Annotated in this window: 11 protein-coding genes and 1 riboswitch; of the genes, 5 read left to right on the top strand and 6 right to left on the bottom strand. The window is 68.0% G+C overall.

Features of this window, described 5'->3' with window-relative positions; translation table 11 throughout:
* Positions 1–10: 10 nt before the first annotated feature.
* The gene (locus CEW88_RS11745) at positions 11–301 is read left to right on the top strand and encodes an alkylphosphonate utilization protein (RefSeq protein ID WP_108967000.1); all 291 of its coding nucleotides are present in this window, start codon (positions 11–13) and stop codon (positions 299–301) included.
* Between the two features lie 69 nt (positions 302–370).
* On the opposite strand, the gene CEW88_RS11740 is transcribed toward CEW88_RS11745, so the two are convergent.
* Positions 371–1,033 carry an outer membrane protein gene (locus CEW88_RS11740; protein WP_108966998.1) on the bottom strand — a complete coding sequence of 221 codons (663 nt, stop codon included), beginning with the start codon at positions 1,031–1,033 and terminating at the stop codon, positions 371–373.
* Positions 1,034–1,274: 241 nt separating this feature from the next.
* On the opposite strand from CEW88_RS11740, the gene petA reads away from it, so the two are divergent.
* The 3 genes from petA to CEW88_RS11725 are packed head-to-tail and all read left to right on the top strand — an operon-like array spanning position 1,275 to position 4,012.
* Positions 1,275–1,850, top strand: coding sequence for a ubiquinol-cytochrome c reductase iron-sulfur subunit (gene petA / locus CEW88_RS11735; RefSeq protein WP_108966996.1), 576 nt, complete (start codon positions 1,275–1,277; stop codon positions 1,848–1,850).
* Between the two features lie 12 nt (positions 1,851–1,862).
* Positions 1,863–3,206 carry a cytochrome b gene (gene petB / locus CEW88_RS11730; RefSeq protein ID WP_108966994.1) on the top strand — a complete coding sequence of 448 codons (1,344 nt, stop codon included), beginning with the start codon at positions 1,863–1,865 and terminating at the stop codon, positions 3,204–3,206.
* A gap of 17 nt (positions 3,207–3,223) precedes the next feature.
* The gene (locus CEW88_RS11725; RefSeq protein WP_108966993.1) at positions 3,224–4,012 is read left to right on the top strand and encodes a cytochrome c1; all 789 of its coding nucleotides are present in this window, start codon (positions 3,224–3,226) and stop codon (positions 4,010–4,012) included.
* 85 nt (positions 4,013–4,097) lie between these two features.
* Here CEW88_RS11725 and CEW88_RS11720 read toward each other — a convergent pair whose 3' ends face one another.
* Genes CEW88_RS11720 through CEW88_RS11710 form a run of 3 tightly spaced genes read right to left on the bottom strand, consistent with a single transcriptional unit; the run spans position 4,098 to position 7,268 of the window.
* Entirely contained in the window at positions 4,098–4,796 is a 699-nt protein-coding gene (locus CEW88_RS11720; protein ID WP_108967787.1) for a thiamine ABC transporter ATP-binding protein, read from the bottom strand.
* Positions 4,783–6,312, bottom strand: coding sequence for a thiamine/thiamine pyrophosphate ABC transporter permease ThiP (locus tag CEW88_RS11715; RefSeq protein WP_108966991.1), 1,530 nt, complete (start codon positions 6,310–6,312; stop codon positions 4,783–4,785). Before CEW88_RS11715 ends, CEW88_RS11720 begins: the two co-directional genes overlap by 14 nt.
* Positions 6,288–7,268 (bottom strand): thiamine ABC transporter substrate-binding protein, encoded by a 981-nt coding sequence (locus CEW88_RS11710; RefSeq protein ID WP_108966990.1) that lies wholly within the window; start codon positions 7,266–7,268, stop codon positions 6,288–6,290. Before CEW88_RS11710 ends, CEW88_RS11715 begins: the two co-directional genes overlap by 25 nt.
* A 51-nt stretch (positions 7,269–7,319) precedes the next feature.
* Positions 7,320–7,428, bottom strand: a riboswitch (TPP riboswitch).
* A 193-nt stretch (positions 7,429–7,621) separates the two neighbouring features.
* Between CEW88_RS11710 and aroC the strand changes: the two genes are divergently transcribed.
* Positions 7,622–8,722 (top strand): chorismate synthase, encoded by a 1,101-nt coding sequence (gene aroC, locus CEW88_RS11705; RefSeq protein ID WP_108966988.1) that lies wholly within the window; start codon positions 7,622–7,624, stop codon positions 8,720–8,722.
* 148 nt (positions 8,723–8,870) lie between these two features.
* Here aroC and CEW88_RS11700 read toward each other — a convergent pair whose 3' ends face one another.
* Together CEW88_RS11700 and putA are read right to left on the bottom strand one after the other, a co-directional pair.
* Entirely contained in the window at positions 8,871–10,748 is a 1,878-nt protein-coding gene (locus CEW88_RS11700) for a methyl-accepting chemotaxis protein (protein WP_108966987.1), read from the bottom strand.
* A gap of 207 nt (positions 10,749–10,955) precedes the next feature.
* Positions 10,956–14,384: a bifunctional proline dehydrogenase/L-glutamate gamma-semialdehyde dehydrogenase PutA gene (putA, locus tag CEW88_RS11695; RefSeq protein WP_108966985.1), complete on the bottom strand. Its 3,429-nt coding sequence runs from the start codon at positions 14,382–14,384 to the stop codon at positions 10,956–10,958.
* Positions 14,385–14,439: the final 55 nt, after the last annotated feature.

Raw genomic sequence — 14,439 nt, 5'->3', positions numbered from 1 at the left:
GAGAGCCGCGATGTCGGACGAGGAATGGGTTTACGACGAGGCAAGCGGCGAGTGGAAGCCCGCCTCGGACGTCGCCGCAGAGGCCGTGATCGAGGTGCGCGACGCGGCAGGGACCCTGCTCGCCGACGGTGACCAGGTCGTGCTGGTCAAGGACCTCAAGGTGAAGGGCGCAGGGCAGACGCTGAAGCAGGGCACGGTGATCCGTTCGATCCGGCTGACCGACAACCCCGAGGAGATCGATTGCCGGCATGACACCATCAAGGGTCTCGTGCTGCGCACCGAGTTCGTCAAGAAGCGCTGACGCCCGAGCGGTGGTAAAAGAAAAGCGCTCCCCTCGGGGAGCGCTTTGTCGTTCCGGACGGCGCGCGGCTCAGAATTTCATCGAGACGCCGACGTTCAGCGCGTTGGTCTTGATGTCGGTTTCCAGCGTACCGCCCTCGTCGAGATCGGCCTCGTTCCACGAGTAGGTGAACTGGTATTCGCCGTAGACCGACCAGGTGTCGTTGATCGGGTAGCTCACGCCGGCCAGAAGCCGCGCTGCCGGGCCGGTGTACTGGTACTCGAAGGTGTCATCGGAGCCATCGGTGGTCGCCACCTCGACGTGCGGCACCGCGATGCCGAGACCGGCGCCGACGAAGGGCGTCAGCTTGCCCCAATGCTCGGGCCAGCGCTGCATGGCGTTCACGGTCAGGATGTTGATCCCGTCGGTGAACTCCAGCGTCTCGAAACCGGCATCGTCGCGGTCGTCCTCGTTGGCGTAGACCTTGGCGTGGGTGAACTCGAGCGCCCAGCCGAAGGTGGCGCTCTGCCACCATGTGCCGCGGATACCCCAGTAAGGCGGCATCTCGAAGGACTTGCCTTCCCAGCCGATCAGCTCGTCAAAGCTGTCGCCGGTGCCGGGCATGTCGCCCGAGATGCGGCTGTGCGGGGCGGTCTGCCAGCCGGTGTAGACCGATGCTTCGAAATCCTGCGCGAAGGCGGGGGCGGCAAGCCCGGTGGCAATCAGCGCGGTTGGCAGAATCAGGGCTCTCATGGCCGTGGCTCCCTCGGGTAAAGTTCGTTAAAGGATTTGCGTCTTAACTGCCTAATATCTTCCGTCTGCACCGCGTTTCAACCGCGACACATCGGCACTCCCTTCAATGTAGCTGTTATGTTTGCTTTACGGACGTAGGGTGGGTCGGTAATACAACGAACGGAAATGCTGCGTTCCTGCGCGGCTTTATCTGCGTGTCGGCCGGCCGCGAACCCGGCCAATGAGGAATGGAGAAGACCCCGTGTCACAAGCAGAAGATCACGAAGGCACCCGAAGAGATTTTCTCTTCTACGCCACCGGCGGTGCCGGCGTAGTCGCCACTGGCGCGGCCGTCTGGCCGCTGGTCAACCAGATGAACCCGTCGGCCGACGTCCGGGCCCTGAGCACCATTCGAGTTGACGTGTCCGGAGTGGAGACCGGCACCCAGCTCACGGTGAAATGGCTGGGCAAGCCGGTGTTCATTCGCCGCCGGACCGAAGCGGAAATCGAGGAGGCCCGCGCGGTCACCATGGACCAGCTCGTCGATACCGAGGCCCGGAACGAAAATGTCGCGGCAGGTGCCGACGCCACCGACCAGAACCGCACCCTCGACGAGGCCGGCGAATGGCTGGTGATGATGGGCGTTTGTACGCATCTGGGCTGCGTGCCTCTGGGCAATGCCGGTGACTTCACTGCGGGCGGCGTGGGGGGCTGGTTCTGCCCCTGTCACGGGTCGCACTACGACACCGCAGGCCGCATCCGCAAGGGTCCGGCGCCGCAGAACCTTCACGTTCCCGTGGCTTCCTTCGTGGAAGAAACCACGGTCCTGCTGGGATAAGGGGAGGCGTCCATGGCTGGTATTCCGCACGACCACTACGAACCGAAGACAGGCGGCGAGCGCTGGGTGCACAAGCGCCTGCCGATCGTCGGTCTTCTCTATGACACCATCATGATCCCCACGCCCAAGAACCTGAATTGGATGTGGATCTGGGGGATCGTTCTGACTTTCTGCCTCGCGCTGCAGATCATCACCGGCATCGTCCTGGTGATGCATTACACGCCGCATGTCGACCTGGCCTTCGCCTCGGTCGAGCACATCATGCGCGACGTGAACGGCGGCTTCATGCTGCGCTACCTGCACGCCAACGGCGCCTCGCTGTTCTTCGTGGCGGTCTACGCGCATATCTTCCGCGGGCTCTACTACGGCTCGTACAAGGCCCCGCGCGAGATCACCTGGATCATCGGCATGCTGATCTACCTCGCGATGATGGGCACCGCCTTCATGGGCTACGTGCTTCCTTGGGGGCAGATGTCCTTCTGGGGTGCGACGGTGATCACCGGCCTGTTCGGCGCGATTCCCTTCATCGGCGAGCCGATCCAGACCTGGCTCCTCGGCGGGCCGGCCGTGGACAATGCTACGCTGAACCGCTTCTTCTCGCTGCACTACCTGCTGCCCTTCGTGATCGCGGCCCTCGTTGCCGTGCACATCTGGGCCTTCCACACCACGGGCAACAACAACCCCACCGGTGTTGAAGTGCGCCGCACCTCGAAGGCCGACGCCGAGAAGGATACCGTTCCGTTCTGGCCCTACTACGTGATCAAGGATCTCTTCGCCCTGGCGGTGATCTTGGCCGTGTTCTTCGCCATCGTCGGCTTCATGCCGAACTACCTCGGCCACCCCGACAACTACATCGAGGCGAACCCGCTGGCGACGCCGGCGCACATCGTGCCCGAATGGTACTTCCTGCCGTTCTACGCGATCCTGCGCGCCTTTACCTCGGAAGTCTGGGTGGTGCAGATTGCGTCCTTCCTGACCGGCGGCATCGTCGACGCGAAGTTCTTCGGCGTGCTGGCGATGTTCGGCGCGATCATCGCCATGGCGCTGGCGCCCTGGCTCGACACCTCCTCGGTGCGCTCGGGCAAGTACCGTCCGCAGTTCAAGTGGTGGTTCTGGCTGCTGGTGATCGACTTCATCGCGCTGATGTGGCTCGGTGCCATGCCGGCCGAAGAGCCCTACGCCAGCTTCTCGCTGATCGGCGCGGCCTACTGGTTCGGCTACTTCTTCGTCATCCTGCCGCTGCTCGGCGTGATTGAGAAGCCGCTGCCGACCCCCGCGACCATCGAGGAAGACTTCGAGGCGCATTACGGCACGTCCTCGGACAAGGGCGCGACCGCGTCGCACCCGGCCGAGTAAGAAAGGACTTGAGGACCATGTTCAAGAAACTCACCCTTTCCGCCGTCGCGGCCCTGGGTCTCTTCACCGGCGGCGCCTTCGCTGCCGGCGAGGGGGGCCATGTCGAAGACTTCGACTTCTCCTTCGAGGGTCCCTTCGGGGCCTACGACCAGGCGCAGCTTCAGCGCGGCCTGCAGATCTTCACCGAGGTCTGCTCGGCCTGCCACGGTCTGAAGTTCGTGCCGCTGCGCACCCTTGGTGACGAAGGCGGCCCCGGCCTGCCCGAGGACCAGGTGCGTGCCTATGCGGCGCAGAACTTCGAGGTCTACGACGACGAGCTCGAGGATTTCCGGCCGGCGATCCCGACCGACCACTTCCCCGAGAACACCGGCGTCGGCGCGCCCGACCTGTCGCTGATGGCCAAGGCGCGTGCGGGCTTCCATGGCCCCTACGGCACCGGCCTGTCGCAGCTCTTCAACGGTATGGGCGGCGCGGAGTACATCGCCTCGATCCTCACCGGCTACACCGGCGAGACCAAGGTCGAAGCGGGCACCACCTTCTACGAGAACCATGCCTTCTCGACCGGCTGGATCGCCATGGCCCCGCCGCTCGCGGGCGAGGACGTGGAATTTGCCGACGGGCACTCCAACGAGCTGCACCACGAGGCACAGGACGTGGCGGCCTTCCTGATGTGGACCGCCGAGCCGAAGATGATGGCGCGCAAGCACGCGGGCTTCGTCGGGGTTCTGTTCCTGACGCTGCTGTCGGTGCTGCTGTACCTGACCAACAAGCGCATCTGGCGCCCGATCAAGCACAAGCCGGAGTGATCCTCGGCTGACGCGAAACAGAAGGCCCCGCCGTTTGGCGGGGCCTTTTGCGTCTGGAGGGAGCGCTGCGCCGTGGCGCGCCGCGCTACTGCCCCAGGTACGCCCGCAGTGCCTCCGGAGGGGCGTCGAACAGCGCCTGCGTCTCGACCGGGGGATGGGCGACACCCTCGGCGACCAGCACCGTCTCCTCGGCAAAGCGCCGAGCGTCCTGCGGGTCGTGGCTTACCAGCAGCACCAGCGCGCCGAGCTCACTGGCCACCTCCTGCACCAGATCGAGCATCTGCACCTTCAGCGCCGGTCCCAGCGCGGCAAAGGGCTCGTCGAGCGCGAGGATGGGCCGGGCCTGCAGCAGAACCCGCGCCAGCGCGGCCCGGCTCTGCTGCCCGCCCGAGAGCGCGCCCGGCTTGCGTGCCGAGAGGCCGCCGAGGCCCACGCGCTCCAGCGCCGACTCGAGCTTACGCGCCTCCTCCGCCGGCAGCCGCCCGCCGCCGGGGCGCAGGGCGAGACCAAGGTTCCGGGCAAGGCTCAGGTGCGGGAAGAGGTTGTTCTCCTGGAAGAGCATCGCCACGGGGCGCCGGTCGGGCGGGGTGGCGGTGATGTCCTGGCCCTGCCAGAGCAGGCGCCCGGCCTTTGGCGAGAGGAACCCGGCGATCAGGTCGAGCAAAGTCGATTTGCCCGCGCCAGAGGGCCCGATGATCGCCACCCGGCGGCCGGGAGCGAGAGAGAGGTTTGCCGAGAGGCTGTAGTCGCCCTCGGTGTGGCGCAGATTCTCAAGCGTCAGCATTGGCGCGGCCTCCCCGGTCGCAGAGCCAGAAGGCCCCGAAGCTGAAGATCAGCAGGAGCAGCGCCGCCCCCGCCGCTGGCTCCATCTGGTAGGAGCCCATCAGCCGGTAGACCTGCAGGGGCAGGGTCGCCCGCTCGGGATCGGGAAAAAGCGCGATGACGCCGAGATCGCCGATCGACAGCGCCGCGGTCAGACCCGCGGCAAAGCCCAGCGGGCGGCGCAGGCGGGGCAGCAGCACCAGCCGGATCCAGGCCAGCGGCGTCAGCCCGAGAGCCTGCGCGAGCCGCGCGTAGTCGGCGCGCACCGCCTCGGCCTCGGGGCGCAGGATGCGCAGGGCGAAGGGCAGGGCGACGAGCGCGTTGACCAGCGTGGTGACCGGCAGCGCCAGCGACAGCGGGTTGACGAAGGGGCGCACGATGAGGAAGAGCCCGGTGCCCAGCACCAGCGGCGAGACCGCGAGGCCGACGAGCCCCACCCATTCGCCCCAGCGGGTCGAGAGGGGCAGCGCCCAGGCCAAACAGAGCAGCGTCGAGGCAAGCGCCACGGTGAGCGAGTTCCACGCCGCCGCCCATGAACCCGTGCCAAGCTGCGCCAGCCCGGGCAGGCCGCGCGCGACAACCATCCCGAGCGGCGTCAGCAGGAAAAGCGCGGCGAGGGCGATCCATGCGGCGTCCATGACCCGGGACAGGCCCGTGCGCCCGTCCCAGCGGGTGACCATCCGGTCGAGCCCCGCCCCGAAGCCGCCGCCGGTGCCGAGCCGCAGGGCCACCAGCCCTGCCGCCAGCGCGAGGCCGAGCTGGATCACCGAGAGCAGCGCCGCCCGGCCAAGGTCGAAATCGAAGCGCACCGCCTGGTAGATTGCCAGCTCCACCGTCGTGGCGCGCGGCCCGCCGCCTAGCGTCAGCGCCACGGCAAAGCTCGACAGGCAGATGACGAAGATCACGGCGAAGGCGCCGGGCGCGATGCGCAGCAGCATCGGCAGTTCCAGCGTGCGGAACATGGCCCGGGGCGAGAGGCCCAGCGAAGCGGCAAGCCGGAAGCGCTCGGCGGGGATCGCCAGCCAGCCCTGCAGCAGCAGCCGGGTCGCGAGCGGCAGGTTGAAGAAGACATGCGCCAGCACCACGCCGTGCAGCCCGTAGATGCTGAAGCCCTTCAGGCCGAGCGCCCGCAGGGTGACGTTGATCAGGCCGTTCTGGCCGAAGACCGCGATCAGCCCCAGCACCGCGACGATGGTCGGCAGAATGAAGGGCGCACCCAGCAGGGAGATCAGCAGCCCGCGTCCCGGGAAGCGCCGCCGGGCCAGCGCGCGGGCGACCGGAATCGCCAGCGCCACCGAGAAGGCAGCCGAGAGCAGCGACTGCCAGAGCGTGAAGCGCAGCGCCTGCCAGTCGCCGGGGCCGAGCGTGCCCCAGCCTCCGGCGCGGGCCAGCACCGCGGCGACCGGGCCGAGCACCAGGGCCAGCACCAGCCCTGCCGCTATCAGCGCGGCGCTTATTGCGAGAGGCCGCGACGCCATGCCTCGATGGCCTCGTCGCGCAGCGCGGCGGCCTCGTCCTCGGAGTAGAACAGCACTTTGCTCGGCAGCTCGAGCTCCTTGAACCCTTCGGGCCACTCATCATGAGGCAGGGCCGCGGGGAAGGACCAGTTGCCGGTGGCGATCATCTGCTGGAACTCGGGGGTCAGGAGGAACTCCATGAACTCTTGCGCCAGCTCGGGCTGGTCGCTGATGGCCACTTTCGCGGCCAGCTCGACCATGAAGTAGTTGCCCTCGGGGAAGATCAGCGCCTTCTTGCTGTGATCGTCCTCGGCGATGATGTGATAGGCGGGCGAGGTGGTGTAGCTCAGCACCATGTCGGCCTCGCCGTCGGTGAAGAGCCCGTAGCTTTCCGACCAGCCCTTGGTGACGGTCAGGATCTTCGGGGCGAGCTTGCGCCAGGCGTCCTCGGCCCCATCGCCGTAGATGGATTGCACCCAGAGCGCCATGGCAAGGCCCGAGATCGAGCTGCGCGGGTCCTGGATGACGATTTTCAGATCGTCCGGCGCGTCGAGCAGCGCGTCGAAGCTCGTGGGCGGCTCGGGCAAACGGCTGCTGTCGTAGACAAAGGCCGTCTCGCCGTAGTTGTAGGGAAGGAAGGTGTCGTCGGTCCAGTCGATCGGCAGGGTGAGCGGAGAGAGGTCCACGCCATGCGGGGCGAAGAGGCCGCTCTCGCGCGCCCTCTTGGTCACGTCGGTGTTGAGGCCGAAGACCACGTCGGCCTCGGTCCGCTCCCCCTCGAGCAGCAGGCGCGGCAGCAGGTCGCCGGGCTTGAACTGCAGGTCGCAGCCGCAGCGCGCCTCGAACATCTCCTCGATCTTCGGGCCGGGACCCCACTCCGAGACGACGTAGTCGCCGGCGTAGACGGTCAGAACGGGCTCCTGCGCCAGCGCCGTGCTGGCAAAGAGACATCCCGCTGCAAAACTGATGGCCTTCATGGCATCCTCCAAATTTGCGGCGAGAGGGCAAGATGGGCCGAGGGGCGCTGCGCCCGGGGCCGTGACCTTCCCTCCGCCGGTGTTAACCGGGTCAGGTTCAACGGGTTCGCGATTTGCATCTCAGCCGGCGCTTGCGCGGGCGGCACCCCGAGGTAGCGCAAGACCTAGCCGGGGTGGGGGCGTCTGGCAAGGTCATTCGCCCCGGGCCCGGCCATGCGCGACCTCGGGGTGCGGCGAGACAATTCCCTTGAGGCATGGGCCGCTCTGGCCTAACAGACTGGCCTGAACGGCGAGCCCGCGGCGCGGGATTTCGCAAGCTTGCACCCGGACGGCACGACACAGGAGACCCGACCATGAGCCTCAACACCTTCGGCCATCTCTTCCGCGTGACCACCTGGGGCGAGAGCCACGGACCTGCACTTGGTGCCACGGTGGACGGCTGCCCGCCGGGCGTGCCGATCGACGAGGCGGCGCTGCAGAATTGGCTCGACCTGCGCAAGCCGGGTCAGAACAAGTACACCACCCAGCGGCGCGAGCCCGACGCGGTGAAGATTCTTTCGGGCGTGTTCGAAGGGCAGACCACCGGCACGCCGGTGCAGCTGATGATCGAGAACACCGACCAGCGTTCAAAGGACTATTCCGAGATCGCGGCGAAGTTCCGACCGGGCCATGCCGACATCACCTACTTCCAGAAATACGGCATCCGTGACTATCGCGGCGGTGGCCGCTCCTCGGCGCGCGAGACCGCGGCGCGGGTGGCGGCGGGCGGTCTGGCGCGCGCGGCGCTGGCCGAACTGGCACCGGGGCTGCAGATCACCGGCTACATGGTGCAGATGGGCCCGCAAGCCATCGACCGGTCGCGCTTCGACTGGGAGGAGATCGCCCGCAACCCGTTCTGGTGCCCGGATGCCGAGGCGGCCGAGGGCTGGGCGGACTACCTCGACGGGCTGCGTAAATCCGGGGACAGCGTCGGTGCGGTGATCGAGGTGACGGCGCGCGGCGTGCCGGCCGGGCTGGGTGCGCCGATCTACGGCAAGCTCGACACCGATCTCGCGGCGGCGATGATGTCGATCAACGCGGTGAAGGCGGTCGAAATCGGCGAAGGCATGGCGGCGGCCACGCTGACCGGCACCCTGAACGCCGACGAGATCACCATGGGGCCGGACGGGCCGGTCTACAGCTCGAACCACGCGGGCGGCATTCTTGGCGGGATTTCCACGGGTCAGGACGTGGTGGTGCGCTTCGCGGTGAAGCCGACCTCGTCGATCCTGACCCCGCGCAAGACGGTGACCGAGACCGGCGAGGAAACGGAGATCGTCACCAAGGGGCGGCATGACCCTTGCGTCGGTATCCGCGCGGTGCCGGTGGGCGAGGCAATGATGGCCTGCGTGATCCTTGATCACCTGCTGCTGCATCGCGGCCAGATCGGCGCGAACCGCGGGCATATCGGCTGAGCCCAAGCAACGACCGATCTGGCTTTGCATCCCGGCGGGCGCGACTGCCGCGCCAGGGATGTGACGCAGCCTTGCGAGGGTGCGCCATCACCCCCGCGTCAGCTGCGGCCATTCTGAGGAACGGCGCCGTGGGCCGGCGTGCGGCACCTCAGAACTCTTCCCAGCTCACGTCGTCCCCGGCCGCCGCCCTTGCAGGCGCGGGCGTGGCCGGGCCCACGCTAGGCGGCGCGGGCTCGAAGTTCTCGATCGGCACCGCCAGCGGGGTGACTTCGGAGCTGTCGGAGAGTTCCGCGCCCGAGAAGCGGTTGAGTTGCGACAGCAGACGGTCGGCTTCGCTGTTGAGCTGGTCGCTGGCGGTGCTCGTCTCGCCGACCATGGCGGCGTTCTGCTGGGTGACCTTGTCGAGTTCCGCCACGCCGACGTTGATCTCTTGCAGGCCGGCGGCCTGTTCCTTGGCGGCGGTGGCGATCTCGGCGACAAGTTCGGAGACCTCGCTCACGTTGCGCACGATGTCGGAGAGCGCCGTGCCCGTCTGTTCCACGAGTTGACCGCCATCCTTGACCTGTTGCGAGCTATTTGACACCAGCGCCTTGATTTCCCGTGCGGATTCCGACGCGCGTTGTGCCAGGGACCGGACCTCGGAGGCGACCACGGAAAAGCCCTTGCCCGACTCGCCGGCGCGGGCCGCCTCGACCCCGGCGTTGAGCGCCAGGAGGTTGGTTTGGAAGGCAATGTCGTCGATGACGCCGATGATCTGGGTGATCTGGTCGGAGGAGGCGGCGATGGAGCCCATGGCCGCGAGTGCCTTCTCCATGACCGCGCCGCCCTCTTCGGCGCGGCGGCGGCCCTCTCCGACGCGGCGGTCGGCGTCCTCGGCGCGGTCGGCGGCGGCGCGGACGCTGGAGGAGAGCTGCTCCAGCGCGGCGGCGGATTCCTCGAGCGTGGCGGCTTGCACCTCGGAGCGGCGCGACATGTCGCGGGACATGTTGGACAGTTCCTTGGAGTTGCGCTGCACCGTATCAGCGGAGGCCCGCAGCGAGCTGACCAAAGTGCCGATTCCCTCCGAGAGCGCGTTGAAATCCTCGCAGAGCTGAACCGCGCTGTGATCGAGGCTGCGCCACTCTTCGGCGTCGAGCCGGTGGCTGGCATCCCCGCGCGAGAGGTTTCCCATAGCGGTGCCGAGGGCCTGGAACAAGCCGAGGCGGCGGTCGTTGGCCGCGCGTTCCTGGGCGCTGCTCTCGTCGGCCTGGAGCAGGCGGCCGCGCAACTCTTCGAGGTTGCGGGCGATAGAGCCGGCCTCGTCGCCGCGCGTCTGCCCCTCGATCTCGGCCGCGTAGTCGCCCTGGGCGATGCGCTGGACCGCGCCGGCGGCGGTCTGGAAGGGGCGGGCGAGCAGCTTGCCGAAGCCGATGATGCACACGAGCGACAGGGCCACTGCCACAGCATTGGCGCCGACCAGCATGAAGCGCCCTGTGTCCACCGCCTCGGTGGACTGCTCCTCGGCGCGTTTGGCGAGGAGGTGAAGCTCGGTGCGCATGGCGGAAACTTCCTTCCGCGCTTTGTCGATGGTGGGCAGCAGGACCGAGCTGATGTGGGTGTCGCGTTCGAAGATGGTGAACCCGGGGATCGTCAGCGTGTCGATCTGCGGAACCAGCCCCTTCGCCAGGGAGGCGACCGCCTGGAGCCGGGTCTGGAAATCCGGGCGCCGGGCCTCGGGGGAGGCGGGGTTCATGAAGGCGTCGGCATTATCATCCACCAATGTCTGTATCGACAGAAGGTTCGCGCGGAGCTGGTCGAGCGGTTCGGTGCCGCCGTGTTCGTAGTGCAGGATCGCCAGGCCGGAGTGATCGATCTGCGACTGCACGGTGTTCAGAACGGCGTTCTGGCGCCGAAGATCACTGCCGAAGTCGAGGCTGTTTGACATGCGCATCTGGATAAAGCCCGAGGCCAGGGCGAGCGCCAGCGTCAGCAGCATGAAGACCGATCCTAGGATCAGCAATTGTACGCGGATGGTGAACCTGCTCATGACCCATTCCTGCTTGAGACATGGCGCTCGGCGCGCCGGACATGTCTTCGCTAGCAGCGCGGGGTAAACAAACCCTTCGTACCGCCGCAGATTGCAGCGAATTCGATCCGTTTCCCGCAGGCGCCCGTGGGAAGCGCAGGCGCCCCCGCAGGGGTCTGCGGAGGCGCCGAGGGTGACCGGAGCTTGGCAAGCCTGCCGGGGCAGCCCTTACATGTTGCCGCCGAGCAGGGCCGCGTTGCCGCCGGAGGCGGTGGTGTCGATGCAGACGTGGCGTTCGGCGCGGGCATGCCCCTTGTCCGGCGCGCCGGTGATAAGCGTCAGGATCGGCCCCTCGCGCCCTGCCAGCGCCTGACGATAGGCCGCGGCTTCGCTGGCTCCCCCCCACCAAAGCGCCGCCGAGATGCCCTTGAGCGTGGCCAGCACCTGCGGCGCGATCCTGCCATGGGCAGTGACCGCCACGCCGCCGAGGGCGCGGATCGCCTCGGCCTGCGCCGCGGCAGCCTCTGGCCCCGGACCCATGCAGAGCACGGGCTCGCGTGCCAGCGTCATATATTGGTTGGCCTCGCCGGTTGGACCGGGCAGGTCCTTGCGCTCGGGCTGCGGCGCGCAGCCGGCACTGCGCAGCGCCTCTTCGAGGCGCGCCGGGATCTCGTCGGTGCCCCAACTCGTGCCCGCCTGCGGCGCCGGGTGGGCGCGGAAGCGGTCGACGTAAAGCGGGCCGCCCGCCTTGGGCCCGGTGCCCGAGAGCCCCTCGCCGCCGAAGGGCTGGCTGCCGACGATGGCGCCGATCTGGTTGCGGTTGACGTAGATGTTGCCGGCGTGGACGCGCTCGGTGACGTGCTGCACGCGGTCATCGATGCGGGTCTGCAGGCCGAATGTCAGCCCATAGCCGCGGTCGTTGATCGCGTCGATCACCGCGTCCAGCTCGAACGCCCGGAAGGTGGCGAGGTGCAGGACCGGGCCAAAGATCTCGCGCTCCAGATCGTCGATGCCGCCGACCTTGATCAGCGTGGGCGCAACGAAATGGCCCTCGGAGGGGACGGCGATCTCGTGCAGGAGGCGGCCTTCGCTCCGGGCGGTCTCGACATGGGCGAGGATGCCCTGCTTGGCCTCGGCGTCGATCACCGGGCCGAGGTCGGTCGAAAGATGCCACGGCGCGCCGGGTTTCAGCACGTCCATCGCGCCCATCAGCATCTCGGTGAAATGCGGGGCGATGTCCTCCTGTACGTAGAGGCAACGCAGGGCCGAGCAGCGCTGGCCTGCCGACTGGAACGCAGACTCGACGATGGCGCGCACGGCTTGCTCGGGCAGGGCGGTGCTGTCGACGATCATCGCGTTGAGACCGCCGGTCTCGGCGATGAAGGGCGTGCCGGGAGCAAGGTGCCTGGCGATCGACTTGTGGATGATCTGCGCGGTTTCGGTCGAGCCGGTGAAGGCGACGCCCGTCACCGCCGGGTTGGAGGTTAGCGCGGCGCCGACCTCTCCGGCACCCGGCAGCAGCTGCAGGGCGGAGGCGGGCACGCCGGCCTCATGCAGCAGCTGCACGGCGCGGTGGGCGATCAGCGAGGTCTGCTCGGCGGGCTTGGCGAGCACGGCGTTGCCGGCCGCCAGCGCGGCGGAGAGCTGGCCGGTGAAGATCGCCAGCGGGAAGTTCCACGGGCTGATGCAGGCGAAGACGCCCTGCGGCGCGGCTCCCTCCGCGCGGGCGGCGTAGTAGCGCAGGAAGTCCACCGCCTCGCGGAGCTCGGCGACGGCGTCGAGCTGGGTCTTGCCGGCCTCGCGGGCGAGCAGGGCGAAGAATTCGCCGAAGTGCTGCTCAAAGAGGTCCGCGGCCTTGTTCAGGATCGCGGCGCGCTCTTGCGGTGCGGCGCTCCAGGGCTGGCCGGCGGCGGCGGCGGCGGCCACGGTCTCGGCGCTGGACCAGGTGATCTCGCCAGTCTTGGTGAGGCTTGCGGGGTTCAGCACGTCCTCGGTCCCGCCCAAGGGCGCAGGGGCGGCGAGCAGCGGGCCGGCCTTCCAGATCATTGCCTCGAAGGGCGCACGGGCGGCCTCGACGCGGGCGATCGTCGGACGGTCCGTCAGATCGAAGCCCTCGGAGTTGGCGCGCTCGGGCTGGAACAGCTCGGGGCCGCGGGCGAGGGTGCGGGAGTCCTCGGCGGTGAAGGGGTCGGCGGCGACCTCCTCGGGTGGCACGCTCTCGTCGACGATCTGGTTGACGAAGGAGCTGTTGGCGCCGTTCTCCAGCAAGCGGCGGACGAGATAGGCCAGAAGGTCGCGGTGCGCACCGACAGGCGCATAGATGCGGCAGCGGGTCTTTTCCTGCTCGTGGACGATCTCGTGCAGCCGCTCGCCCATTCCGTGCAGGCGCTGAAACTCGAAGCTGTCGCGGTCATCGCCGGCCATCTCGAGGATCGCCGCCACCGTGTGGGCGTTGTGCCCGGCGAACTGCGGGTAGACGCGGTCGGTCATGCCCAGCAGCTTGCGGGCGTTGGCGATGTAGGAAATGTCGGTGTTGTGCTTGGCGGTGAAGACCGGGAAGTCGGTCAGGCCCATGACCTGCGCACGCTTGATCTCGCTGTCCCAATAGGCGCCCTTCACCAGCCGCACCATGATCTTGCGGTCGAGCCGCTTGGCGGTCTCGTAGAGCCAGTCGAGGGTCTGGCTCGCGCGCTTGCCATAGGCTTGCACCACTACGCCGAAGCCGTCCCAGCCGGCCAGAGAGGGGGAGGCCAGCGCCGCCTCGATCACGTCGAGCGAGATGGCGAGGCGGTCGGCCTCCTCGGCGTCGATATTGAGGCCGATCTTCGCCTTGGCGGCCATCTCGCAGAGCTCGACGAGGCGCGGCACGAGCACGCGCATGACGTCGTCATGCTGGCCTTCCTCGTAGCGCGCGTAGAGCGCCGAGAGCTTTACCGAGATGCCGGGGTTGTCGCGCAGGTCGTCGGTTTCGGCCGCCGTGCCGATGGCTCGGATTGCGTCGGCATAGGCCTTGAAGTAGCGCAATGCGTCGGGTTCGGTGCGGGCGGCTTCGCCCAGCATGTCGTAGCTGTAGGTGTAGCCCTTGGCCTCCTGCTGCGCGCCGCGCTTCATCGCGCTCTGGATGGTCTCTCCCAGCACGAACTGCGCGCCCATTTCCTTCATCGCGCGGCTGACCGCCTTGCGGATCACCGGCTCGCCCAGACGGCGCACGGCCGAGCGCAGGTGGCCGACCGGGCCGGGGCGCTGGTTCGGGTCGAGCACCTTGCCGGTCAGCAGCAGCGCCCAGGTCGAGGCGTTGACCAGCGGCGAGGTCGAGCGACCCATGTGCTTGCCCCAGTCCGAGGGGGCGATCTTGTCCTCGATCAGCGCGTCGATGGTTTCGGCATCCGGCACCCGCAGCAGCGCCTCGGCGAGGCACATCAGCGCGATGCCCTCGTCGGTCGAGAGGCCGTATTCGGCGAGGAAGACCTCCATCAGCCCGGGCTTGGCGCTGGCGCGGATGGCGCGGACCAGATCGGCGCCGCGCGCGTTGATCTTCGCACGGTCCCCTTCGGTCAGCGCGGCGAGATTGCGCAGCCGCGCGATGGTCCGGGCCTCATCGGCGTAGGTCGCGGCATCCATCTCGGCGCGCAGGTCGGGCAGGGGGTCGTAGGGCATGGTGATCTCCAGACGTTTGCCCTATGATACAGCAGGTTCGAAAGTCGATTTTCCT

The organism is Alloyangia pacifica, assembly GCF_003111685.1.
GTDB classification, from domain to species: Bacteria; Pseudomonadota; Alphaproteobacteria; order Rhodobacterales; family Rhodobacteraceae; genus Salipiger; species Salipiger pacificus_A.
Note: the sequence above shows the minus strand (reverse complement) of the source record. Positions and strands in the feature narration are given on the sequence as shown.

Excerpts from the sequence above, each read along its gene's own strand:
- CEW88_RS11745 (WP_108967000.1), top strand. The coding sequence starts at position 11 with ATGTCGGACGAGGAATGGGTTTACGACGAGGCAAGCGGCGAGTGGAAG.
- CEW88_RS11740 (WP_108966998.1), bottom strand. The coding sequence starts at position 1,033 with ATGAGAGCCCTGATTCTGCCAACCGCGCTGATTGCCACCGGGCTTGCC.
- petB (WP_108966994.1), top strand. The coding sequence starts at position 1,863 with ATGGCTGGTATTCCGCACGACCACTACGAACCGAAGACAGGCGGCGAG.
- CEW88_RS11725 (WP_108966993.1), top strand. The coding sequence starts at position 3,224 with ATGTTCAAGAAACTCACCCTTTCCGCCGTCGCGGCCCTGGGTCTCTTC.
- CEW88_RS11720 (WP_108967787.1), bottom strand. The coding sequence starts at position 4,796 with ATGCTGACGCTTGAGAATCTGCGCCACACCGAGGGCGACTACAGCCTC.
- CEW88_RS11715 (WP_108966991.1), bottom strand. The coding sequence starts at position 6,312 with ATGGCGTCGCGGCCTCTCGCAATAAGCGCCGCGCTGATAGCGGCAGGG.
- CEW88_RS11710 (WP_108966990.1), bottom strand. The coding sequence starts at position 7,268 with ATGAAGGCCATCAGTTTTGCAGCGGGATGTCTCTTTGCCAGCACGGCG.
- aroC (WP_108966988.1), top strand. The coding sequence starts at position 7,622 with ATGAGCCTCAACACCTTCGGCCATCTCTTCCGCGTGACCACCTGGGGC.
- CEW88_RS11700 (WP_108966987.1), bottom strand. The coding sequence starts at position 10,748 with ATGAGCAGGTTCACCATCCGCGTACAATTGCTGATCCTAGGATCGGTC.
- putA (WP_108966985.1), bottom strand. The coding sequence starts at position 14,384 with ATGCCCTACGACCCCCTGCCCGACCTGCGCGCCGAGATGGATGCCGCG.